Consider the following 23,036-nt stretch of genomic DNA (forward strand, 5'->3'; position numbering starts at 1 on the left):
TGACTTGATTCGGTTTGTGAAGAACCAGATTCAAAATAGCAGTATTCAAGAATAACCCGTTGATAAACATAGGCTAAATCAGACGTGCAATTGCAACGGTTCCATGCGCTGATTTGAGCTTGGGTTGAACAAGCGTGGCACCACAGCCGGCAGCAGCCAAGGCAGCACCCTCCGCAACAGAGTGTGTTCCGCAGGATTTGAACACAAACGAAGAAGCGCTGCCCACCCTTGCAGCCTGTGCCTCGACTTGCTCGGCAGCCATGAATTGCACGGGCACGCCAAGATGATGCGCGACGGCATGGATGGACGGATCATAAGCGCGGCGATTGATGGAAGCGACTGACGATACACAGCCGGGGGTGAGAGCATTGCGGTCCAACGCCTCCAGCGCCAGCGCAATCAATTCATTGGGCGTGGCGCGGCTGTTCGCGCCAAGGCCAAGCACAAAACGCGCGGTATCCGTTTTCATATCCGTCATATCTGCCCCGATCAGCTTCTTCCGCTGGCCCCGCAATTTGGTCAGCCTGCGCAAAAACCCGTTCAGCCCGGTATCGGGCGCTGTCGTGTGTTTCTTTACTAGCCAAGTGCGGCACAAGCGTCAAACGGCTTTACACTTACGTTCAAGAACTGGCAGAGAGGCTGCACAATTGTCACCCTACCCATGAGTCTCCGCTGTGGAATTTACCCTCGATACGATTTTGCTGCTGATGTGCGCCGCCTTCATTGCAGGGTTCATTGATTCCATTGCCGGTGGCGGCGGCTTGATAACGGTTCCGGCAGCTCTGCTTGCGGGTATTCCACCACTGGAAACGCTTGGCACGAACAAGCTGCAATCGCTGTTTGGCTCCGGTTCCGCCACGCTGGCCTACGCTCGCAAGGGGCACGTGGATTTGAAAAGCCAGTGGCCGCTGGCATTGATTTCGGCGGCGGGATCTGCCGTCGGCGCCTTGCTTGCAACAATCGTCCCCGGCGACGTCCTGAAAATTATCATGCCGTTCCTGCTGGTGATTATCGCCATCTATTTTGCCGTCAAGCCGAACATCGGCGATAGCGACCGCGCCCGTCGCATTTCGCATTTCGCCTTCGGGGCAACAATCGTGCCACTGATCGGGCTGTATGACGGGGTTTTCGGGCCGGGAACGGGTTCGTTCTTCATGCTGGCTTTTGTGACGCTGGCAGGTTTCGGTATTTTGAAAGCAACAGCCCACACGAAACTTCTGAATTTCGGCTCCAACATCGGCGCATTCATCGTGTTCTGGATTTACGGCGCGGTGCTTTGGAAAATCGGCATTCTCATGGGATTGGCGCAGTTTTCCGGTGCACAGGTCGGGTCGCGGTTTGCCATGCGCAAAGGCGCGGCAATCATCAAGCCTTTGCTGATCATCACCTGCATTGCCATGGCCATCAAGCTGTTGTCTGACCCTAGCCATCCCTTGCGTTTATGGGTCGGCATCTAGAGCATTTCTATTGAACACGGAGGCGTTTCCCGTCCGGACAATGCGACGAAACAAGGAGTTAGAGCAATTCTGGTGAACGTGTTCACCGGAAGTGCTCTAAAACACCGCAAGAACCAGCGCACCGCCTGCAATCATGCCCACACCCGCCCAATGCGCGAGGCTCAGCTTTTCGCCGAGCACCAGCACCCCGAAAATCGCAACGAGCACAATGGACAGCTTATCGATGGGTGCCACCTGAGACGCGTTCCCAAGCTTAAGGGCGCGGAAATAGGCTATCCACGAGGCGCCGGTCGCAAGGCCGGACAAGGTAAGGAAAACCCATGTTCGCAAGGAGATTTCGTCCGGCCGCTGCCACTGCCCAGTGGCCGTCACAATACCAACCAGCACGAACAGAATGACCACTGTGCGGATCAGCATTGCGAAATCCGAGTTGATATTGGCGACGCCAAGCTTGCCGAAAATAGCAGTCAGTGCGGCGAATACCGCCGATATCAGTGCCCAGAACTGCCAGCTGTGCGTCAAAATTCCACGCCCCGTTGCGCCTTGATGCCGGAGCGGAACGGGTGCTTGATCAGCTCCATTTCCGTGACCAGATCAGCGATTTCGATCAGGTCATCCTTGGCATTGCGCCCGGTTAGAACGACATGGGTCATGGACGGCTTTTCGTCCCGCAAAAAAGCAACGACTTCGGCAATATCGATGTAATCATAGCGCAATGCGATGTTGATCTCATCCAGCAGAACCATGGAGTTTCGTTCGTCGCGGATCAACTCCTTGGCCTTTTCCCAAGCCTTCTGCGCCATGGCGACATCACGGGCGCGGTCCTGCGTTTCCCACGTAAATCCTTCGCCAAGCGTATAGAATTGGCAGAGATGAGAGAAGTTTGCTTCGATCAGATCCCGCTCGCCGGTTTCCCATGCACCTTTGATGAACTGAACGACGGCACAGGGCATGCCATAGGCAATATGGCGGAAAATCATGCCGAAGGCGGCGGTGGATTTGCCCTTTCCCTTCCCGGTGTTGACGATGATCAGACCCTTCTCGCCCACCTTGGTGGCCATGATCTTCTCACGAGCGTTTTTCTTTTTCGCCATCTTATCGGCGTGACGGGCGTCGAGATCGACGGTTGCGGTCGGTTGAATGGTATCGTCGCTCATCATGCGGCCCCTGCTCGTTTCAAATTGTCGGCGTGGTGCGCTAAGTTTCTGTTTTCACGCATGTCTTTGTCCCAAAACCGGTGACCACTTTTGGGAGACATGCTTTAGTGACGCCAGTTCGAACGCAGCGGAATTGGAGCGCGGCTTCCACAGCCCGCGCGCAATCGCGTCCTCAAATTTCGCGCTCATTTCGCGCAGCGCCGCCGGGTTCTTGTCGGCCAGAAAAGCCCGCACCGCCGCGTTGCCGATGAAAGCCTCGTAGGCGGCGTCGAAATGATGGTTACGCACAGCACCCGTCGTCGCCGCAAAGGCGAACATGAAATCCACCGTAGCAGCAATCTCAAACCCGCCCTTATAGCCGTGGCGCATGACGCCCGCGATCCATTTAGGATTGACCACGCGGGCACGCACCACACGGGCAATTTCCTCGTCCAGCGTGCGGATAACGGGTTTTTCCGGCCGTGAATGGTCGTTGTGATAGAGCACTGGCCGCACCCCGGTCAGGCGCTCCACCGCCGCACTCATGCCGCCTTGAAACTGGTAATAGTCGTCGCTGTCGAGCAGATCATGCTCCCGGTTATCCTGATTTTGCACCACCGCTTCTACGCTCTGGAGCCGATGCTCGAACACACCGCGCGACGCCGTGCCGTCCTCCCCCGCACCATAGGCATAGGAGCCCCAGACGAGATACGCTTCCGCCAGATCACCCCGGTCCTGCCATCCACCATCATCCATCAGCGCTTGCAAGCCCGCGCCATAGGCACCGGGTTTGGAGCCAAAGATGCGCCAAGAGGCGCGCCGCGCAGCTACAGCTTGGCTCATGCCGTCGGAAACCAAAATTTCCGTTTCCGCCCGCATACGGGCTGCGATCATGTTGTCGCCCGCTTCCTCATCCAGCGCACCGACAGCGCGGATGGCCTTGTCGAACAGGGCAATCTGGTCCGGAAAGGCATCCCGGAAAAAGCCAGAAATGCGTAACGTCACATCGACACGCGGGCGGCCAAGGATTGCGAGCGGTACAATTTCATAGCCGGTGACGCGGCGCGACATCATATCCCAGATGGGCTTTGTGCCGATCAATGCCATGGCCTGTGCAATGTCATCACCACCCGTGCGCATGTTTGAGGTGCCCCATGCCGTCAGTGCAAACGAGGTGGGCCAATCACCATTGTCCTGCACATAGCGGCGGATCATCAGCTCTGCGGAGGCTTTGCCCATTTGATAGGCTGTCGGTGTTGGCACCGCGCGGCTATCGACCGAGTAGAAATTGCGGCCTGTCGGCAGCACATCGGGCCGCCCGCGTGTGGGTGCGCCCGATGGCCCAGGAGCCACGAAACGACCATCCAGCCCCGCTAACAACCCGGCAATTTCGCCAGCGCCCGATTGCGTGATTGAGGGGCGAAGATGGGTGTTGACCATATCCATAACCGCTTTGGTCGCAGCCCAGTCACCGGGGACCTCTTGCGCGCCGGAAACGAAGGACGCAGCCAGAAGCTCAATGCGCTCCACCGTATCGCCATGAGAGCGCCATGGGGAGGGATCGACGGCTGCCAGTATCTCAGGTCTTGGCCCGTCCCACACGTCGGAGGGTCCGCAATTAAGGGGATCGAAGGCAAGGTTACAATCGGCAGCGATAGCGCGATGCAGGCTGGCATCGCCGCCCTCACCCTGTCCACGCGGCACACGGGCGAGTGCGACGGTCAAGTCCGTCAGCAGGCGACCTTCCGGTGCAAGCCCGAAAATATGCAGACCATCGCGTATCTGCATTTCCTTGAGGTCACAGAGATAGGCATCCAGCTTTTGCAGGGCCGTATCTTCGGCATCTGTCGGAGTGATCCCGGCGTCCTGATCGAGGCCGATATCGCGGACCAGATCGAGGATTTGCTTTTGCAGCAGGCGCAGGCGGCGCGGGTCACCGCCGCTGGCATCGTAATACTCGTCCACCAGCGCTTCCAAGTCCTTCAGCGGACCGTAGGTTTCTGCGCGGGTGAGCGGTGGTGTCAGGTGATCAATGATAACCGCACTCGTGCGGCGCTTGGCCTGCGTACCCTCACCCGGATCGTTGACAATAAACGGGTAAAGATGCGGCATGGGGCCAAAGATGGCTTCCGGGTAGCAGTTTTCAGACAAAGCGAGAGCCTTGCCGGGCAACCACTCCAGATTTCCATGTTTGCCCATATGGACGATAGCATGTGCACAGAAGTGCTGGCGCAGAAATGCGTAGAACGCAAAATAGCCGTGCGGCGGCACGAGGTCCGGCGAGTGGTAGCTCTCCTTCGCGTCAATCTGGTAGCCGCGTGCCGGTTGAATACCGAGCATCACCCCGCCGAAACGCGCCAGCGGCAGCGCAAACACGTCGCCCTGCACATAGGGATCGGTCTCCGGCTCGCCCCAGCGCTCCGTTACTGCTGATTGAATCTGTTTCGGAAGTGCCGCGAAGAAGCGCTTGTAATCTTGGCATGAAATCGTTTCACGCATCACGCGTGCATCGTCGGCGGCGTTTGTTGGGCCCGCCATCAGATGAGCCATGAGTGCATCGCCATTCAAGGGAATGTCTGTGACATCATATCCCACTTCAGCCATAGCTTTCAGCACTTCCACCGTGCCGGCGGGCGTATCAAGACCCACACCATTGCCAAGGCGGCCATCCCGGTTGGGATAGTTTGCCATGATGATGGCGATGCGGCGGCCCTGCGGTGGGGTCACGCGCAGCTTTGCCCAATTGGCAGCCAGCTTCGCGGTAAACGCAACGCGGTCGGCCACTGGCTCGTGGCTGATAATATTAGCTTCCACCACAGGATCGAACCGCGCAGCTGCCTTGAAGGACACGGCGCGCGTCAACACGCGTCCATCGACTTCCGGTAGTGCGACATTCATAGCGAGGTCGCGCGCCATCAGCCCTTGTGGCGATGCTTCCCAGACGGGCCGCGTAGAGCCGGAAAAGATGACCTGCAAGACGGTCGCATCGGATTGTTCCAGCACCGTAGGTTTGCGATCTGCTCCCGGCGCGGATACGGCGAAGCCTGTGGCGTTGAGAACGACGGTTGGCGGTATCTGGTCGAAGACCGACTGCAGAATGGCAACCGAAACGGTATCTTTCAGACTGGCCACAAACACCGGCAGGACGTTCAAACCTTCCGCTTCCAAGGCAGCAATGAGCGCTTCGACCGGTTTGGTTTCGCCACTCTGCACCAGCGCACGGTAAAAGCACAGGGCCGCCACGGGCTTGCCTGGCTGCTTACGAGACAGCCACGCATCCGTGCCAATGGTGCCGACACCCGGCCACCAGATCCCCCCCTTCATAAGAGGTCGTGCCGGTTCCGGCTTCTCCGCGCCGGAAATCAGCGCATCGCAATAGTCAAGAAAGCGCACGGCATTGTCACTGCCGCCTTCGGTAAAATAGGCCCACAGATCAGCCCGCGCCCGCGCGTCTACGGTCGAGTAATCATCCAGCCCCGGGTCCGGCTTGTCGCAACCGGGCAGAATGGCAATCTGAAATCCGTGGGTTATAGCGGCGGCATAAAACGCTTCCAGCAGATACTGAAAGTAGCTGGTTCCCCCCAGCGGTCGCACCACAACGAGTTTCGCATGGCGCACGGTGCGTTCCACATAGGTATCCACCGACAGCGGATGACTGAGCGTCATAAGGCTTGCCACCCGCAACCGACTGCCAAAGCGACCATGCTGGGCAGCAGCAATCGATGACAGTTCGGTATCAGCAGCGGACAAAAACAGGATATCCCCCGGCGACTGGCCGAGATCGATGGCCTCCGAACCATCGGCAATCGTGCCTTTTTGCGCCAGAAGAAGATGCATCAGATCAGCGCCTCAATTTGCGCACGAATAGAAGCTTCATCCATATCATGAAGACCGATGACGACGAGGCGCGTTGCGCGCACGTCTTCGGGTGCCCAAGATCGGTCAAAGTACTGATCGATACGGCTGCCGACCGCCTGCACCAGCAGGCGCATGGGTTTACCTTTCACCGCCGCAAAACCCTTGAGACGCAGAATGTCGTGTGCGCTGATAATGTCGCTCAGCGCAGCCGTGAAGCGGGCCGCGTCGGCAACTGGACCCAACTCCACGACAAAACTATCGAATTCATCGTGATCATGCTCTTCGCCCGCTTCATGCTCCAGTTCATGGTGCGATTTTCGATTTTCAATATCATCCTCAGTGCCAACGCCAAGGCCGAGCAGAACCGATGGGGGGATTTCGCCATTTTTGGCGTCGATCATCATAGGCTTGCGTGTTGTGCGGGTGGCGATGTCGGCGCGCACGGCAGCCAGTTTTTCGGCGCTCACCAGATCGGTCTTGTTCAGCACGATCAGGTCGGCGGCTGTCAGCTGGTCTTCAAACAGTTCTTCCAGCGGGCTTTCATGGTCCAGCCCTTCATCCGCCACACGCTGCGCGTCAATGCGGTCGTGATCGTCGGCAAAGCGGCCTGCTGCCACGGCAGCGCTGTCCACCACGGTAACGACACCATCGACGGTGACTTGTGTGCGGATATCGGGCCAGTTGAAAGCAGCAATCAATGGCTGGGGAAGCGCAAGGCCGGAGGTTTCGATGACGATGTGATCGGGACGGTTTTCACGCTCCAGAAGCTTCGTCATTGTGGGAATGAAATCGTCGGCCACCGTGCAGCAGATGCAGCCATTGGTCAGTTCGATAATATCGTCTTCGGTGCAGGTTTCCGCGCCACAACCTTTCAGCACGTCGCCATCGACACCCAGATCACCGAATTCATTGATAATAAGCGCGATCCGCTTGCCCCCGGCATTTGCGAGAATGTTGCGAATGATGGTGGTTTTGCCCGCGCCCAGAAATCCGGTGATGACGGTTGCGGGAATTTTTATGGTTTGCATATGGGATCAACCCTTCAAAGTCAGCGGCAGTCCCGCCGCAATAAAATAAACCTGTGTGGCGACCTGCGCCACCCGTTGATGCAACGTGCCGGCATGGTCACGAAATGCCCGCGCCATCGCGTTATCCGGCACGATGCCAAGCCCAACCTCGTTGGACACGAAAATCAGGCGCGCGCTGGTCGCCCCGATGGCATTCACCAGACGATCAAACTCCGCCAGCATGGGACGATCCTCCATCATGAGATTGGTAACCCAAAGGGTCAGGCAATCCACGAGTATGATATTGCCGGGGCCGTCCAGCCGGGACAATGCACCCGCAAGATCCAGCGGTTCCTCGTGCGTCGTCCACTGAGGGCCGCGGCGGGTGCGATGCTCGGCAATGCGGTCCTGCATCTCACCATCCCATGCGCGACCCGTGGCAAGGTAATGCGGTTTCAGCCCGCTGGTCTCGACGAGATTTTCCGAGAACGCGGATTTACCGGATCGCGCACCGCCCAGAACAAGCGTCGTCATGCGCATTTTCGCAAGACGATCGCCGGTTATACCCAGTGCAAACCCGAGTGCCAGACCCAGCACCACCCAGAAGAACAGCGTGGTGGCTAGTGCCGCAACCGCGAACTCCGCCCCCAGAACGGCCGGAACCGGGCTTGTCAGATCAGCTGGCTGGGGCGCACCGTAGATATGCGGCGCGGCGATCAGCACAAGCCCGACAAGCTTCGCCCAGACTTCACTGCGCAAAATCAGAAGATACAGCGCTACAGCAGAGAATATAACGGCAACCAGCCACCAGATCTGCCGGTCTTCAAGCCTTGCGGCCGGGAATCCCGGAAGCTCGGGCGGCAAGCCCAGCGATGGCAGCAAATGCACCGCCAGCCAGGCGGCCGCGCCCCACATAACACCGTTTTTGACAGTGATCGGAGCCCTGATCACAAGGCTGATGCCACCAAGAACCAGTGCAAAACCTGCGCCGGTTACAAGGTTGGCAATCAAGGTACCGGAGAAGCGGCTGAGCCCGAACAGCAGGCCAGAACCTTCATCATGGATTGAGCCCTCATCATGGGCGTGGGCATGGTCAGCATCGGTGGTGGTGGTTTCCGCTGCCGGTTTCTCAAATTCTTCGGCGTGAAGGATAAGCGGCACAACACGTGCCTCTTGTGCGCCGGTCACCAGCACACCGGCAATGAGTCCGGCCAGAATTGCGGCCAGCAAGAGTTTGACAATCATGGTTTTTACCTCAGCGTAATATCGTTGGGAGACCGTTCAGCTCAACTTACCCGCAACCCTTGCCGCCTTTACTCGTATGCTTGGTCCACAGGAACACAGACTAGGGGCAAACTCGGAGCGTGCGGATGGATCCCTGTGACAAGCACAGGAATGAGGGAGAAGAGCGCAAGATGCTTGGTCTTCTTAGTGGCAAGGAAACACGTTGGCGTGCCGGGTATCGTGTGCTGTATCATGCAGCACATCGGCACTGGCAAAGCCCGCGCCATAGACCAGAAAACTTCCAAGCATGAGGGCCAGAATGCCCGCCACAAAACGATCGCTAAGGGATAGCGGTAAAGAAACAGATTTCGAGTGAGCCATAACAACCTCCGTGCTGGCCTGCGGGGACAGCCCCTACAATAAGGGCCCCAAAGTACGGGCGACATGCCCGTGATGCCGGATGGCAGGTTTCCTGGCTCGCAGTGACAGAAACCCGAGCCTTTGTATAAGGCCCGGGTGTCCACGAATTTCCTCACCTTCCCGAGGTCAACTGGCAGCAATGAAAAGGCGGACGATTCGTAGGTAAGGAGGCGTCCAACCCCGGCTTATCATGCTGCCACCTCAGTGGCTTCTTTACTGACCATGATCGCCCACCATTGGGCCATCGTGGTCAGCAAATGGAAATCCCTAACTGCTCTACAGTCGCGGGGTCGGCTGTGATCAGAATGCCCTAACTGGGTCCATTCCTTCACATTCCCATTTACTCCCACTCCACATAACACAGAGCGGGAACCATCCATCGCCGATCATAGCGCGAACACGCATATCAAGTCAACGAAAGCAACGTGTATTAGGCTCTTTGTTTGGTCGCATTTCCCAACCGTAAAAACGCAAGCGTTTTTACTGAAAACGCTCCAGCCAGCGTTTATCCAGCACGGTTTCCAGCTCTCCCGCCACGTCATCGAGCGCCTTATCGACGCTGTCTGCATAGTTTTCCCGCCCACCGATAATGCCAAAGGTTTCCAGCAGATGCTGACGATACGAGTCGGATGAAAACAGGCCGTGCAAATACGTGCCCATCACACGGCCATCTTGCGATTGCGCGCCATCAGCATGGCCGTTCAACTGCAGAGCGGGCCTTGCACAATCCGGCCCGACAGTTTTGCCAAGATGGATTTCGTATCCCGACAGTGGCACATCATATTGCAGGCTATGGGCCACGCTGTTGCGTACCGTTTTTTCAGGCGCCATCTCGGTCTCGATATCGAGAAGGCCAAGTCCTTCTGTTTCGGTAACGCTGCCTTCAATTCCAAGGGGGTCACGAATGCGACGCCCCAGCATCTGATAGCCGCCGCAGATGCCGATGACATGACCGCCGCGCTTGACATGGCGTTGAATTGCCCTGTCCCAGCCCTGTTCTCTCAACGACGCCATATCGGCTATCGTGGCCTTCGACCCCGCAAGAACAACAAGTGCCGCATCCTGCGGAAACACCTCGCCGGGACGCACGAAGTGAAGATCGACATCCGGCTCACCACGCAGCGGATCAAGATCGTCGAAATTGGCAATGCGCGGCAGAACCGGCACGGCGATCTTGACGGCCTTTCCCACGCCGCGAACCAGCTTTTCCAGCACAACGGAATCCTCGGGCGGCAAACGACCGGCACTTTTGAGCCATGGAACCACCCCGAAACATGGCCAGCCTGTAAAGCGCTCAATCTCCGCAATCCCGTCATCAAACAGTGTAACGTCGCCACGAAACTTGTTGATGAGGTAGCCGGAAATCATGCGTCTGTCTTCGTCGGGCAGAATTGTATGCGTACCCACGAGCGAAGCGATAACGCCGCCGCGGTCAATATCCCCCACCAGCACCACCGGCACCCCGGCCCGTGTGGCAAAGCCCATATTGGCAATGTCGCCCGCACGCAGATTGGTTTCTGCGGCAGAGCCTGCCCCCTCGACGATCACGAGATCCGCACCGGCGCTGATGGTTTCGAAGCTGTCCATCACCGCGCCCATCAACTGTGGTTTCAAGCGCTGATAGTCCCGGCCCTTTGCCTCACCAAACACACGGCCCTGCACGATGATCTGGCTTCCGACCTCTGACTGCGGTTTTAGGAGAACCGGGTTCATATGCACACTGGTGGGAACCCGGGCGGCCAGCGCTTGCAGCCACTGTGCGCGGCCAATTTCACCGCCATCATCGGCAACAGCGGCATTGTTCGACATGTTCTGCGGCTTGAACGGGCGCACTGTCAGCCCACGATTGGCGGCCAGGCGGCAAAGGCCCGCCACCAGTACGGTCTTGCCGACATCGGAGCCGGTTCCCTGAAGCATGATAGATCTGGTCATGGCTTGGCTGATACCACGGCACGATGAGAGCGCAAATCCGATCCTGTCGAATCCGCGCTCTCTGTTACGCATGACACGCTGACGCATTACCAATGACAGGTTTCGGGACGCACTACCTTTTCCGAAACCGCTGCGACAGTGTCCCCCGCCGCGCAACCACATGTAACCGGACTTTCTTACCGGATGGTTAGCAGGACCTTAAGCAAGTATGAATTTTGGCTTTTTTTGGAATATTGGCCGACCGTGTCTGTGGTTGCATTCCTCCGCCGATGGCCTAGTCTGACCAAAAAGAAAGGGAACGTGATGAAATCACTTCTGGCCGCGATGACCGTTCTGGGTGGTCTTTGTGCCGGTGCGGGAGCCGCCAGCGCAACCTGCGGCCCGGTAACCATTGCCGATATGAACTGGGCGTCGGCGGGCATAGCAGCGCAACTCGACAAGTTCATTCTGGAAAAAGGCTATGGCTGTACGGTGACGCTGGTGCCGGGCGATACGGTGCCGACGCTGGCCACCATGCGCGACAAGGCCGAGCCGGATATCGCGCCGGAAATGTGGAACAACACAATCCGCACCCCATTGGCCGCCGCACTGACCAGCGGCGCATTGATACAAACCACACAGATTTTGAGCGAGGGTGGTGTCGAGGGGTGGTGGATACCAAAATACATGGCGGATGAGCACCGCGACATTCGCACCGTACAGGATGCACTGAAGCATCCGGACCTGTTTCCCGCACCCCTGGCGCCGGAGAAAGGCGCCATTTACAACTGTCCTCCGCAGTGGGGTTGCAGTGTTACCACAGCCAACCTTTTTCGTGCTTTCAAGGCCGAGGAAGCGGGATTTCAACTGATCGAAACCTTGTCCGTTGCCGGGCTGGAGGCCTCGATCAACAATGCAACGGACAAGAAGATAGGCTGGCTCGGCTATTATTGGGCACCCAACTCCCTGCTGGGCCGCCACCAGATGGTGCGCTTAAGTTTCGGTGCAGACGTGGATGAAGACGCGTGGAACAGTTGCATCAGCGTAGCCGGTTGCCCTAATCCTCAGGTCAGTTCCTATCCGGTAACGGAGGTCTATACTGTCGTGACCCGTCAACTGGCGGAGCGGGAGCCGGAACTCCGCGATTATCTCAGCGCCCGCACATGGGATAATGCAACGCTCAATCAGGTAATGGCGTGGATGGAAGAAAATCGTCGCACAGAGGCAGATGCGGCCCGGCATTTTCTGCAAACCTATCCGGACCTCTGGGCCAAATGGGTCCCAGGCGATGTCGCAGCCGCCATCAAGGCAGCGCTGTAAAATAAGCCGGATACGCCCGCAGAGGCGTACTGGTTGGGGAACAGAAGCATTTCCAGTAAAGGCGGGTCGCTTTTAGTCTGGACAATGCGTCAACACAAGATGACTGGAGGCTTGAATGGCTAGCCATGCAATCGAGATCAAACATCTCTATAAAATATTCGGGCCAAATGGTCGCAATTTCGTATCTGCCGTTCGCGATGGCATGGGCAAGACAGAACTGAACGCGGAGCACGGCCATGTGCTGGGTTTGCAAGACATCAATATTTCCATGCCAGCAGGCGGAATCATGGTGGTCATGGGTCTCTCCGGTTCCGGCAAATCCACGCTGATCCGCCACATCAATCGTCTGATCGACCCGACCGCCGGCGAGGTGCTGTATGATGGTGTCGATGTCTGTCAAATGAACGAAAGCGCCTTGCGCGAGTTCCGGCGTCACAAGACCGCCATGGTTTTTCAGAAATTCGCGCTGCTGCCGCACCGCACCGTGCTGGAAAACACCATCTATGGTTTAGAGATACAGGGTATTCCCGCCGATGCCAGCCGCAAGACAGCGTTGACGTGGATTGAGCGCGTTGGACTTGAAGGTTTCCAGAACCACTATCCCAATCAATTGTCAGGCGGCATGCAGCAGCGCGTAGGGCTGGCACGCGCACTGACCAACGACGCCGATATACTCCTGATGGACGAAGCCTATTCCGCGCTGGATCCGTTGATCCGCGTGGATATGCAGACCGTGCTGCTGGATTTGCAGAAGGAACTGAAGAAGACAGTCGTCTTCATCACGCACGATCTGGACGAGGCGCTGCGCCTCGGCGACAAGATCGCCATCCTGCGAGACGGCAAGGTCATTCAACAGGGCGACGGGCAGGATATCGTGTTGAACCCGGCCGACGACTATATTTCCGCCTTCGTGCGGGAGGTCAATCGCGGTCGGGTCATCAATGTCAGTACGATCATGGAGCCGATCAGCGGCGAACCAAACGGGCTACGCGTGGAAAGCTCTATGGTGCTGGAAATGGCAGCCCGGATCATGACCGCAGCGCAGGCCAGTGAGTCCCTCGTGGTCGATAGTTCCGGCAAACCCATTGGCAAGGTTACGCTGTCTGCCATCATTGCTGCCATGGTCACGCCAGCGGATCATAAAACCGCTCGAGCCGCCTGATAAATTTACGGCGGTTTAAGTTCCAAAGCCCATATATGCGTTTTGCAACCCGGCGGCTTTTTTGATGCGTTCTCACCTCTTGTCCCACAACGCAGCCGTACCGGCAATTTTAAAGCAGCGCTTCGTGCGCATGCTTGCGGCATTCCTGTCGGGGGCTGGCCTGTTTCTGATCGTCTTTACGCTCACGCCCTTTTACCGCATGGCCGATACCGGCGTGGTGGAAACCAATACCGGCAATGTTGTCAACCAGATCGGCTATCTCGGCCTCGCCGTGATCTTTGGTGCGGCCCTGTTTGCCATTGTGGATAAACGGGTTCTGGTCAGGATGGCATCCCCGACGTGGATACTGGTGTTTGCCATAGCCTTCGTCTCGTGTTTGCAATCCTGGGACCCTGTCGGCTCGGCTCGGGGGCTGCTTCTCGGTCTGGTCGCGCTCGTGATCGTGGCGTCCGTGCTGGTTCTGCCGCGCTCGGAGCACGATTTTGCGCAAGCCGCCGCAAACGCCATTCTGATGCTGTTACTGATTAATTATGCAGCTCTGCTTGTGGCTCCAAACCTTGCCATTCATACCGCTGCCGAAGGTGAACCCTGGCATGCAGGGTCGTGGCGCGGGCATCTCACACATAAGAATGTCGCAGCCCCCATTTTCTCGGTGCTGTGCATGTTCGGCATCTACTGCTGGCGGTCGGGTCTGCGTTTTCGAGGCCTGATCATCACACTGCTTTGTGCCAACTTCGTTCTGCATACGGCATCCAAAACCACCATCGGTTTCCTGCCCATTGCCATCGGGCTGGTTGCGCTCGGTCGCACGTTCGGTCGGCCCTATCTGATGATCACCCTGCATCTGTTCGCAACAGGCTTGCTGCTGGCGCTGACGCTCGGAACCATCTGGTCGCATCAGCTTCTATCAATCACCACTGCGCTTGTGAGTGATCCCACCTTTACCGGTCGCGATGATATCTGGCGCTTCGCTCTCAATCATCTTGGTGATCGTCTGTGGCTGGGCTATGGACAGGCCGGGTTCTGGCAAAGTCCCGTCATCTCCAGGCTGGAACCGGATTTTGAAGCCGTTTGGGATGTGCGGGGCATTGTCACCGCGCACAACGCCTATCTCGACGCCGTCCTGCTATACGGATTGCCGGGCGGGCTCACGATCATCTATCTGCTGATGATCAAACCGCTGTTTGACTACGCCAAGGCCTTTCGGCACCATCAGAACCGGCGCTTGGCTGATCTGTTCGTCATGATAGTCATATTCTTGACCTATATCGGCCTGTTGGAAAGCCTGTTTCTCAACCGCGCCGATCCTCTGTGGCTGCTTCTGGCGATGGCCATACTAGGCCTCGGGTTGCTGGCTTCGCTGCCGCTGCGAGCTGCAAGCAGACAATAAAAAACCGGCTGTCGAAACAGCCGGTCTAAGGTCTTAATAAACGAATTAGTACTTGGCTGCACCATCGACGCTGCGGCCTGCATCCTGTACGCCGTTCACCGTGCCGGCAACATCCTTGCCTACGCCACGAACGGTGTTACCGCATGCACTAAGCGCCACGAGAGCGAAAACAGTAGCGCTGATTTTAGCAATGAGAGACGGGTTCATATATCGAGTCCTTCGTTATGGCTCACGGTGAAAGAATACTGGAAGCTTTTCCGCTCATATAACGCATCACTTCACAAAAAGTTCAATCTCTCAACACGATTTGGTCAAAAACGGTCGATCCGTTCGATGGTGCCGCGAATGGTGTCAGCGACCGCATGAACAGGAGCGCCGACACCATTTGCAACACGCATACAGATATCGAAACTGCCGATTTCCGGCAAACCATCAGCAGTGCCGAGCGCGACAAAATCACCTTGGACCTGAAACGCCGCCATCGGGGCAATCGCCAGATCGGCGCGGATCGCCGAATGCTGTCCGGTTGCGTGCGCACTGAGAAACGCAACCCGGTAGGCTATGCCAGCATTCTCCAGTGCAGCTATTGCCCGTGCACGCCAGACACATCCCTCCTCCCACAGCGATACCGGCAAAGGTTTGCGCAGATGGGCTGTGCTGCACCGATGCCCGACCCAGACAATTCGCTCCGTTCGCAGTACCTCGCCATCGACGCCCGTATCACCCTCGCTTGTGCTGAATATGCCGATATCCAGACGCTTTTCAGCAACGCGTCTGCGGATTTCAGCGCTGCTCGCAACGGTTACGTCAACCGCAACATTTGGATAGTCACAGGCAAAACGCTTCAACACCTCCGGCAGAATGTGTTCGACCATGTCGTCCGGCGCGCCCAACCGCACGACGCCGTTCATGTCCGGCAACAGAAAACGTGAGACCGCCTCATTGTTCAGCGCCAGCAAACGGCGCGCATAGGTTAGCAGCAACTCGCCATGGGGCGTAAGCGAAACCGAGCGTGCATCCCGCAGGAACAGTGTCGTCTGTAACTGGTCTTCAAGACGCTTGATCTGCATTGACACAGCCGATGGCGTACGCAGCACTACATCGGCAGCAAGAGTAAAATTACCGCTTTCTGCGATAGCAACGAATGTGCGCAGCACATCCATATCAAGAAGCGGAAGCGCTTGCCGGATTGCTATATTCATCGCAACACCTTCAACAAAATTGATTTATAACACCATATCGTTTCGTTTGATTGAACATTGCTCCGGGGCGATAGTCAAGGTCAACGGAGGAACGACCGATGACGAAAATTATGAAATCGCTGAAGCGTTGGCTAAGGGCTCGCCATGCGGATGCCAAACGGAAACATCTGGATGCCGAACTAGCCAAGCTGGCCTACGACATTCAGCAGGATATTGGCCTCAGAAAGTGATGAATTTTGGTGATGACTGATATCAAACATATTCGTTTGATTGAAGTATCAACCGGGGTCATGATGCCAACACAAGAGAGGTCATGAGGCCTCGCGAAAAGGAACAGATCAATGAGAGCGATAAGTCTTGAACCGTCCAGCGGACGGGCGATCCCGCACGTCCACGTCCCCCAAACGATCGTAGCGTGGCTGACTGAAACTGTGCCTGCCTGGCTGCAGAGAAGACGCGATGTACGCGAACTCGAATCTCTGCCCCACGGGGTGTTGAAGGACATCGGATACCCGGTATCCCCTGCAATTTTAAGTGCTACCGAGCATGGCAAAATCCACAATCGGGGGCTGCGGCTGTAGCAGTTTACAGCCCCTTCATGCCCAAGCCCGGAATTGCGAATTGTAAATTTTGAAATAGCTTAAGAATTATTTGCTTGCGGTCGCGGACAATCATGTCAATGTCGCTTTCGTATAAGCGGCTGTCCTCTCCGCAACGGACAAATGGACGGTCTGCAGCGTATGGAACCCTGTCATGAACCTGCCAATGTCCAAAAAGCGATCTATCGTTTTTTTTCTCGTGCCGAACTTTTCCATGCTGCCTTTTGCAGCCGCAATTGAAACGCTGCGGATTGCAAATCGGATGCTGGGGTATGATGCGTATACGTGGCGTCTGTCCTCGACGGACGGCACGAAAGTGTTTGCTTCCTCCGGCATAGCAACCGAGGTCAACACCTCGCTCGCAGAGGAACGAAAGTGTCTTGGCGGCGAGAACCGCCCCTCCATGGTTCTCGTCTGTTCCGGTGTTTATGTGGAGGAGTTCAACAACAAATCGGTCAATGCCTGGCTGCGTGAGGTTTATAATCGCGGTGTCGCCGTCGGTAGTCTCTGTACCGGCGCACATGTGCTGGCGCAGGCAGGTCTTCTGTCTGGCAAGCGCTGTGCGATCCACTGGGAAAACTTGCCGGGCTTTGCAGAAGCTTTCCCGCAAGCCGATGTCTATGCCGATCTCTATGAAATCGACAGCAATATCTACACCTGCGCAGGCGGCACCGCGTCACTGGATATGATGCTGAACCTGATCGACCAGGATTTTGGTGAAAACCTCGTCAACCGTGTGTGCGAACAGGCGTTGACGGACCGCGTTCGTGGCCCCCATGATCGCCAGCGTCTGCCTTTGAGGGCCCGTCTCGGCGTGCAGAACCCCAAAGTTCTGTCCATCATTGAACTGATGGAAGGAAGCTTGTCGGAACCGCTATCCCTCATCGATATTGCCGATAGTGCCGGTCTCTCCCGACGGCAGATCGAGCGGTTGTTTCGCCACGAAATGGGGCGCTCGCCTGCGCGCTATTATCTGGAAATCCGTTTGGACCGGGCGCGTCATTTGCTTGTGCAATCGTCCATGCCCGTGGTTGAAGTAGCGGTCGCCTGTGGATTTGTGTCTGCGTCTCACTTTTCCAAGTGTTATCGCGAACTCTACCAGCGTTCGCCACAACAGGAGCGGGCGGAGCGCAAGCCCGCTGTGGCTGCCATGATGTCGGCGGGGATGCGTTGAACGACAGCTGTCGCCGATGCTAAAGCATTTCCAGTGAAAACGGAGTCGTTTTCACGTCTGGACAATGCGACAAATAAAGGATTTAGAGCATTTCCGGTGAACCCGTGTTCGCCGGAAATGCTCTAACCATCGGCGACGCTTTCAACCGACTAAGCGGAACTCGCGATAGCCCGGATCAGCTGGTATTCCGACATGACCTGATCGCGCCCGGCATGTTTGGCCATGTAGAGGAACTGGTCTGCCGCGTTCAAATAGTTATCGAAGGTCTCACCACCCTGGATGGCGGCCAACCCGATGGATATTGTCAGAGAAATGGTTTCGCCATCTGCCTCGATAGCGGCACTTGCAATCCGCTTGCGAACCGCTTCGCAAATGCCAGTGGCCTCGCCGATATCGCAGTTGGAAAACAGGATTCCGAACTCCTCGCCGCCGAGACGGGCCAGCAAATGCGGCTTGCCGATGCAGGCCTTCAGGCAGACAGCAACGTCACGCAGGACAATATCGCCAACCTCGTGGCCATAGGTGTCGTTCAACCGCTTGAAATGGTCGATATCTGCGATGGCGATGCACGAATTCTGACCACGCCGAACGGCGTGCTCGATCATACGCGGCCCGTTTTCAAAGAAGTGACGACGGTTGGGCAGACTGGTGAGATAGTCCATCGATGCCAGATCTTTGAGCGCCGTCATGCGTTTTTGCAATCGAACCAGAGCACCGACACGACTTAGGAACTCGTCGGTTATGAATGGTACACTCATGAAATCATCACCACCGGACCGCATGAAACGTGGCCCGACAGTTTTATGCGCCTGTGTCGAAAGTCCGAACAGTCGCACACTGTCCTCCCCGCAGCGTGCGTGGATCTGCTGCAAAAGCCAGAATGCGCTTTCGCCCGCAGCCCCGATGTCAACCACGGCAACGTCTATCTCCAGACCCTCATCCAGCAGGGTCAAGGCATCGGCTCCGTCCTCCGCCACCACGACCTGGCAACCATTGGCTGCCAGCAGATCATCGAGCATGTCCAGCATCTGGCCGTCCCGTGACAGAATCAGGACGCGCGCATCCATCATCGTCAACACCTGATCCACCCTCGCACACAACTCATCCAGCGCCTCCGCCCCGCATTTGGAGACGTAGCCGGCGACACGTCTCGCCAGCATCTGCTCCTCGGTTTCGTCATTGAACGCGGCTGTAAAAACAACCGTGGCGACACCCCGCTTCTGCAGGTAGGCCAGAACTTCACCATCGGGTGCATCCGGCCCGTTGAGATCGACCACCGCCAGCGCAAACGCACGACCCTTTGTTTCAATGAGGTCCTGCACCTGCGCCAGCGACGAACAGTGCTGGATGTCGGCGCCCAGCGCCTCCCCGAGCGCCTGGGACGCGGCGGCGGTGAACGTGCTGGAATCCTCCACCAGCAAAATTTTCGTTCCCGCATGTCTGGGGGCATAACCCGTGCGTGGGCGGCCTCTGAACTTCATTGCCCGCTCCTTTATGCGTAAGCCGATAGGTTTTATTAGCACATAATAACTTAAAAAAGACTACTGAAAACCACCAGATACCATCAGGCGGATACCGTTCCCTGCATCGTCAACAGTTTGATTTTGGTGAGGGTGTCGAGGTTCTGGTTGACGCGGCAGTAGAATTCTTCGTTGATGAAGGGACGCAGCAAAAAATCGTTTCCGCCTGCTTTCAGGAACCGGGCAGACAACAGCCGGTTGGTGGACGACGACACACCGATGATGCGCAACTGATGCGGTCCATGGGTGGCGCGGATACGCCGCGTCAGCTCGAAACCATCCATATCCGGCATGTTGTAGTCGGTAATGACCAAGCCTATATCCGGGCTGTCCTGAAGCAGGCGAAGGGCATCCAGCCCGCCTTTTGCCGCTGACGTCTGAAAATTATAGCGCTTGAGCTGCGAGGTCAGCACGGCCCGCGCTGTCGGGCTATCATCGACAATCATGACATGGTGGCGATGGTTGGTGAGAAAGCGGCAGACGCCCTCCGCCAACAGATCGACCGCCAGAATGCTGTCCTTCGTTACATAATCGACAATGTCTCTGGCAAGCAGCGAGTTGCGCGTGTTTTCCGAGAATGTGCCGGTAAACACGATGGTTGGCACGCTCATATCCGTGAGGTAACCCAGCGCCTCGCCTTTTTCGGCCCCCGGCAGGTTGACGTTGGAAATGGCAAGGGCGGCGGGGAAGGACGCGTTTTCCACCGCGAACTGCAACTCCTCGAAATCCCGGCAGACGATAACATCGATATCGAGAAGTTCTTTGAGGCGCTGCGACACCATGGACGCGAAGAGATTTGAGTCCTCGGCCAGTACAATGCGATAGTTCTGCAAGGATTGGCCGGAATAGTACATACCGGATACGCCAAAAAAAGACATTCTGTGCCCAAAGATTAAAACGGATGCCCAATCTTTATAAGCAAATATTTTCTTAGCAGTTAATGCAACGAAAAAGTGAGTGGAATTGTGGACTTAAGGCATTTCTGGCATTTTACCTGCCGCGTTGAGTGAAGAGGTGCCGGACGAACCGGCACCTGTTTGTCACGCGCGCAGTGCCGTGTTCTGCGGATCGAACGGGCTTTCCTCAACCACCGTTGCTGGGAGCAACGAGCCCAGAACCTTGATCTGCATCCGCGTTCCCCCCGCGGCAAAGTCCGGGTTTACCATCGCCAGCGCAACCGTTTTGCCGATGCGATAACCGAAAGAACCGTTGGTCACTCGTCCAATGAGTGCGCCATTCAGATCGTAAATTGCCTCCGATCCTCTGGGATCGCAGTCGCGGACATCGTCCACAATCAGCGTTACGAAATTCCAGCGCAGGCCCTTGTCCTTGTACGCCACCAGCGCATCACGGCCGATAAAATCCTTCTCAGGCTTCAGGAAGCGATCCAGTCCCGATTCGTAGGCGTTGTATTCAATCGACATTTCCCTCGGAATCAGACGGTAGGATTTTTCCACCGCCATGGCGACCATGGCGCGAATGCCGAACGGTTTCAGGCCAAACTCGGCACCCGCCTCCATGAGCCTGTCGAAAATATAGCTCTGCATTTCTATGGGGTGGTGCAGTTCCCAACCCAGCTCGCCGACAAAGTTCACGCGCAGCGCATGGGCAGACGCCGCACCGACGGAAATCTCCTTGCCCGACAACCACGGGAAATCCTTGTTCTCAAGGCTGGTGCGCGTGAGTTTTTTAAGGATATCGCGGGAACGCGGCCCCGCCAGAACCAACACGCCCAGCCGCTCCGTAATCTGCTGCAACCGGACCGAGCCATCGGCAGGGGCCAGCTTGCGCAGATAGTCGTGGTCATGGGCCTCGTAGGCACCGGCAGAAACGAGGTAGAAGCGGTCCGGTGCCCACTCGTACACGGTGAATTCTGAACGCACACCGCCGTGTTTCGTCAGCAAGTGGCAGAGCGCCACACGTCCACGCTTCTTGGGCAGCGTGTTAGCCAGAATGGATTCCAGCCAGGCCCGCGCTCCGGGTCCAGAAATCTCCATCTTGGCAAATGCCGACATATCTAGAATACCGGCATTTGTCGTGACGTTCGTCACCTCGTTGCCGACATGTTCAAAGTAGTTGGAGCGACGGAACGACCATTTTTCCACGATACGGCCATCTTCCAGCGGGGGCGCATGGTTGTGGGCGGTCAGCACCTCCACTTCCATACCCAATTCGTCTGCTGGAACGGAGTAACCCTCTGGCGCGTACCAGTTGGGACGCTCCCAGCCATAGACGCAGCCAAACACCGCGCCAAGCTTCTTGAGACGGTCGTAAACAGGCGTGGTTTTCAGCGGACGCGCACCGGCCCGCTCCTCATCCGGGTAGTGCATGGTAAAGACGTTGGCATAGGCCTCCTCATTCTTTTCAATCAGGTAGCCCTCCTTGGCGTAGGGGCCGAAGCGGCGGGGATCAACGCCCATCATATCAACAGTCGGCTCGCCATCCACGATCCATTCCGCAAGCTGCCAGCCAGCACCACCAGCGGCGGTAATACCGAATGAGTGGCCTTCGTTCAGCCAGAAGCCCTTCAGCCCCGGCGCGGGCCCAATGATCGGGCTGCCATCCGGCGTGTAGGCGATGGCACCGTTGTAAACCTTTTTGATGCCGACTTCGCCGAAAGCCGGTACGCGGGTGATGGCGGTTTCGATGTGCGGCATCAGGCGGTCGAGGTCCTCCTGAAACAGCTCGTATTCGCTTTCGTCCGAAGGGCCGTCCACATAGCAGACCGGGGCTCCATGCTCGTATGGGCCAAGCAGCAAGCCGCCGTTTTCCTCGCGCATATACCAGGAGGAATCGGATTCGCGCAGCACGCCCATTTCCGGTAGGCCCTTGGCCTTGCGCTCCAGCACAGCCGGGTGCGGCTCGGTCACGATATATTGGTGCTCAACCGGAATGACGGGAATGTTAAGGCCCACCATGTCGCCCGTCTTGCGGGCAAAGTTCCCGGTACAGCTAATGACGTTTTCGGTGACGACATCCCCCTTATCGGTCTTCACCAGCCACGTATCATCGGCCTGCCGCTCAATGGCCAGCACCGTGGTGTTGCGATAGATGGTTGCACCAAAATCACGCGCACCTTTTGCCAAAGCCTGCGTCAAATCCGCAGGCTGGATATAGCCATCTTCCGGATGCTGAATAGCACCCAGCACACCATCGATCTCACAGAGCGGCCAGATTTCCTTCAACTGCTCCGGCGTTAGAATATTGACCGTAACGCCAAGCGTTTCGGCAACGCCGGCGTAGTACATATATTCGTCCCAACGATCTTTCGTACGGGCGATGCGGATGTTCGAGACCTTGCTAAAACCGACATTCATGCCGGTTTCCTGCTGCAACTCCTGATAAAAACGCACGGAATATTTATGGATCTGGCCGACCGAGTAACTCATATTGAACAAGGGCAAAAGGCCCGCAGCATGCCATGTAGAACCGGACGTCAGCTCCTTGCGCTCGATCAGAATGGCGTCGTCCCAGCCTTTTTTTGCCAGATGGTACAGGGTGGACACGCCGACGACACCGCCGCCAATCACCACCGCCCGTGCATGTGTCTTCATCAGTCATTCCCCTATGAGACCGGCTTTCTCGATGGGCTACGGGAGCACACCAACTGCCATGTTCGATGCCGCTACTATGCAACCGGCACGGAACGGCTTGCC

19 protein-coding genes, 1 pseudogene and 1 riboswitch are annotated in these 23,036 nt (G+C 57.0%); of the genes and pseudogenes, 6 read left to right on the top strand and 14 right to left on the bottom strand.

Features of this window, described 5'->3' with window-relative positions; translation table 11 throughout:
- Positions 1-73: 73 nt before the first annotated feature.
- Complete coding sequence (locus IFT84_RS09380; RefSeq protein ID WP_192118660.1) at positions 74-478, bottom strand: cobalamin biosynthesis protein; 405 nt, start codon at positions 476-478, stop codon at positions 74-76.
- 229 nt (positions 479-707) lie between these two features.
- Between IFT84_RS09380 and IFT84_RS09385 the strand changes: the two genes are divergently transcribed.
- Positions 708-1,457, top strand: coding sequence for a TSUP family transporter (locus IFT84_RS09385; RefSeq protein ID WP_192119134.1), 750 nt, complete (start codon positions 708-710; stop codon positions 1,455-1,457).
- Positions 1,458-1,553: 96 nt separating this feature from the next.
- Here the strand turns inward: IFT84_RS09385 and IFT84_RS09390 are convergent, their stop codons facing one another.
- The 8 genes and pseudogenes from IFT84_RS09390 to IFT84_RS09425 all read right to left on the bottom strand — a co-directional run bounded on the left by IFT84_RS09390 (position 1,554) and on the right by IFT84_RS09425 (position 11,034).
- Positions 1,554-1,979 (bottom strand): EamA family transporter, encoded by a 426-nt coding sequence (locus IFT84_RS09390; protein ID WP_192118662.1) that lies wholly within the window; start codon positions 1,977-1,979, stop codon positions 1,554-1,556.
- Complete coding sequence (gene cobO / locus IFT84_RS09395) at positions 1,976-2,614, bottom strand: cob(I)yrinic acid a,c-diamide adenosyltransferase (RefSeq protein WP_192118664.1); 639 nt, start codon at positions 2,612-2,614, stop codon at positions 1,976-1,978. The genes IFT84_RS09390 and cobO overlap by 4 nt, the downstream gene beginning before the upstream one ends.
- A 54-nt stretch (positions 2,615-2,668) precedes the next feature.
- A complete protein-coding gene (gene cobN / locus IFT84_RS09400; protein ID WP_192118666.1) occupies positions 2,669-6,430 on the bottom strand; it encodes a cobaltochelatase subunit CobN in 3,762 nt (1,253 codons plus the stop codon).
- Entirely contained in the window at positions 6,430-7,479 is a 1,050-nt protein-coding gene (gene cobW, locus IFT84_RS09405) for a cobalamin biosynthesis protein CobW (protein ID WP_192118668.1), read from the bottom strand. Before cobW ends, cobN begins: the two co-directional genes overlap by 1 nt.
- Before the next feature lie 6 nt (positions 7,480-7,485).
- On the bottom strand, positions 7,486-7,998 hold the full coding sequence (cobU, locus tag IFT84_RS09410) for a bifunctional adenosylcobinamide kinase/adenosylcobinamide-phosphate guanylyltransferase (RefSeq protein ID WP_192119135.1): 513 nt from the start codon (positions 7,996-7,998) through the stop codon (positions 7,486-7,488).
- 33 nt (positions 7,999-8,031) lie between these two features.
- Positions 8,032-8,703 (bottom strand): annotated as a pseudogene (locus IFT84_RS09415) (CbtA family protein); the annotation flags it as partial.
- A 183-nt stretch (positions 8,704-8,886) separates the two neighbouring features.
- A complete protein-coding gene (locus tag IFT84_RS09420; RefSeq protein WP_192118670.1) occupies positions 8,887-9,063 on the bottom strand; it encodes a CbtB domain-containing protein in 177 nt (58 codons plus the stop codon).
- A gap of 64 nt (positions 9,064-9,127) precedes the next feature.
- Positions 9,128-9,494: riboswitch (cobalamin riboswitch) on the bottom strand.
- Positions 9,495-9,582: 88 nt separating this feature from the next.
- Positions 9,583-11,034 carry a cobyric acid synthase gene (locus IFT84_RS09425; RefSeq protein WP_192118673.1) on the bottom strand — a complete coding sequence of 484 codons (1,452 nt, stop codon included), beginning with the start codon at positions 11,032-11,034 and terminating at the stop codon, positions 9,583-9,585.
- Between the two features lie 303 nt (positions 11,035-11,337).
- Here IFT84_RS09425 and IFT84_RS09430 point away from each other — a divergent pair, with 303 nt between their 5' ends.
- From IFT84_RS09430 to IFT84_RS09440, 3 genes are all read left to right on the top strand, one after another.
- Complete coding sequence (locus IFT84_RS09430) at positions 11,338-12,333, top strand: glycine betaine ABC transporter substrate-binding protein (RefSeq protein ID WP_192118675.1); 996 nt, start codon at positions 11,338-11,340, stop codon at positions 12,331-12,333.
- 115 nt (positions 12,334-12,448) lie between these two features.
- On the top strand, positions 12,449-13,495 hold the full coding sequence (locus tag IFT84_RS09435; RefSeq protein WP_192118676.1) for a quaternary amine ABC transporter ATP-binding protein: 1,047 nt from the start codon (positions 12,449-12,451) through the stop codon (positions 13,493-13,495).
- A 64-nt stretch (positions 13,496-13,559) separates the two neighbouring features.
- Complete coding sequence (locus IFT84_RS09440) at positions 13,560-14,885, top strand: O-antigen ligase family protein (RefSeq protein WP_192118678.1); 1,326 nt, start codon at positions 13,560-13,562, stop codon at positions 14,883-14,885.
- Positions 14,886-14,930: 45 nt separating this feature from the next.
- On the opposite strand, the gene IFT84_RS09445 is transcribed toward IFT84_RS09440, so the two are convergent.
- On the bottom strand, positions 14,931-15,092 hold the full coding sequence (locus IFT84_RS09445; protein ID WP_192118680.1) for an entericidin domain-containing protein: 162 nt from the start codon (positions 15,090-15,092) through the stop codon (positions 14,931-14,933).
- A gap of 104 nt (positions 15,093-15,196) precedes the next feature.
- On the bottom strand, positions 15,197-16,087 hold the full coding sequence (locus IFT84_RS09450) for a LysR substrate-binding domain-containing protein (RefSeq protein ID WP_192118682.1): 891 nt from the start codon (positions 16,085-16,087) through the stop codon (positions 15,197-15,199).
- A 98-nt stretch (positions 16,088-16,185) separates the two neighbouring features.
- Between IFT84_RS09450 and IFT84_RS21610 the strand changes: the two genes are divergently transcribed.
- Together IFT84_RS21610 and IFT84_RS09455 are read left to right on the top strand one after the other, a co-directional pair.
- The gene (locus tag IFT84_RS21610) at positions 16,186-16,317 is read left to right on the top strand and encodes a hypothetical protein (RefSeq protein WP_274603597.1); all 132 of its coding nucleotides are present in this window, start codon (positions 16,186-16,188) and stop codon (positions 16,315-16,317) included.
- A 523-nt stretch (positions 16,318-16,840) separates the two neighbouring features.
- Positions 16,841-17,860, top strand: coding sequence for a GlxA family transcriptional regulator (locus IFT84_RS09455; RefSeq protein ID WP_192118684.1), 1,020 nt, complete (start codon positions 16,841-16,843; stop codon positions 17,858-17,860).
- 149 nt (positions 17,861-18,009) lie between these two features.
- Here the strand turns inward: IFT84_RS09455 and IFT84_RS09460 are convergent, their stop codons facing one another.
- From IFT84_RS09460 to IFT84_RS09470, 3 genes are all read right to left on the bottom strand, one after another.
- Positions 18,010-19,341: a GGDEF domain-containing response regulator gene (locus IFT84_RS09460; protein WP_192118686.1), complete on the bottom strand. Its 1,332-nt coding sequence runs from the start codon at positions 19,339-19,341 to the stop codon at positions 18,010-18,012.
- 83 nt (positions 19,342-19,424) lie between these two features.
- Complete coding sequence (locus IFT84_RS09465) at positions 19,425-20,258, bottom strand: response regulator (protein ID WP_192118688.1); 834 nt, start codon at positions 20,256-20,258, stop codon at positions 19,425-19,427.
- A gap of 162 nt (positions 20,259-20,420) precedes the next feature.
- Positions 20,421-22,934 carry a GcvT family protein gene (locus tag IFT84_RS09470; RefSeq protein WP_192118691.1) on the bottom strand — a complete coding sequence of 838 codons (2,514 nt, stop codon included), beginning with the start codon at positions 22,932-22,934 and terminating at the stop codon, positions 20,421-20,423.
- Between the last annotated feature and the right edge of the window lie 102 nt (positions 22,935-23,036).

The organism is Rhizobium sp. CFBP 8762 (assembly GCF_014841565.1).
Lineage (GTDB): Bacteria > Pseudomonadota > Alphaproteobacteria > Rhizobiales > Rhizobiaceae > CFBP-8762.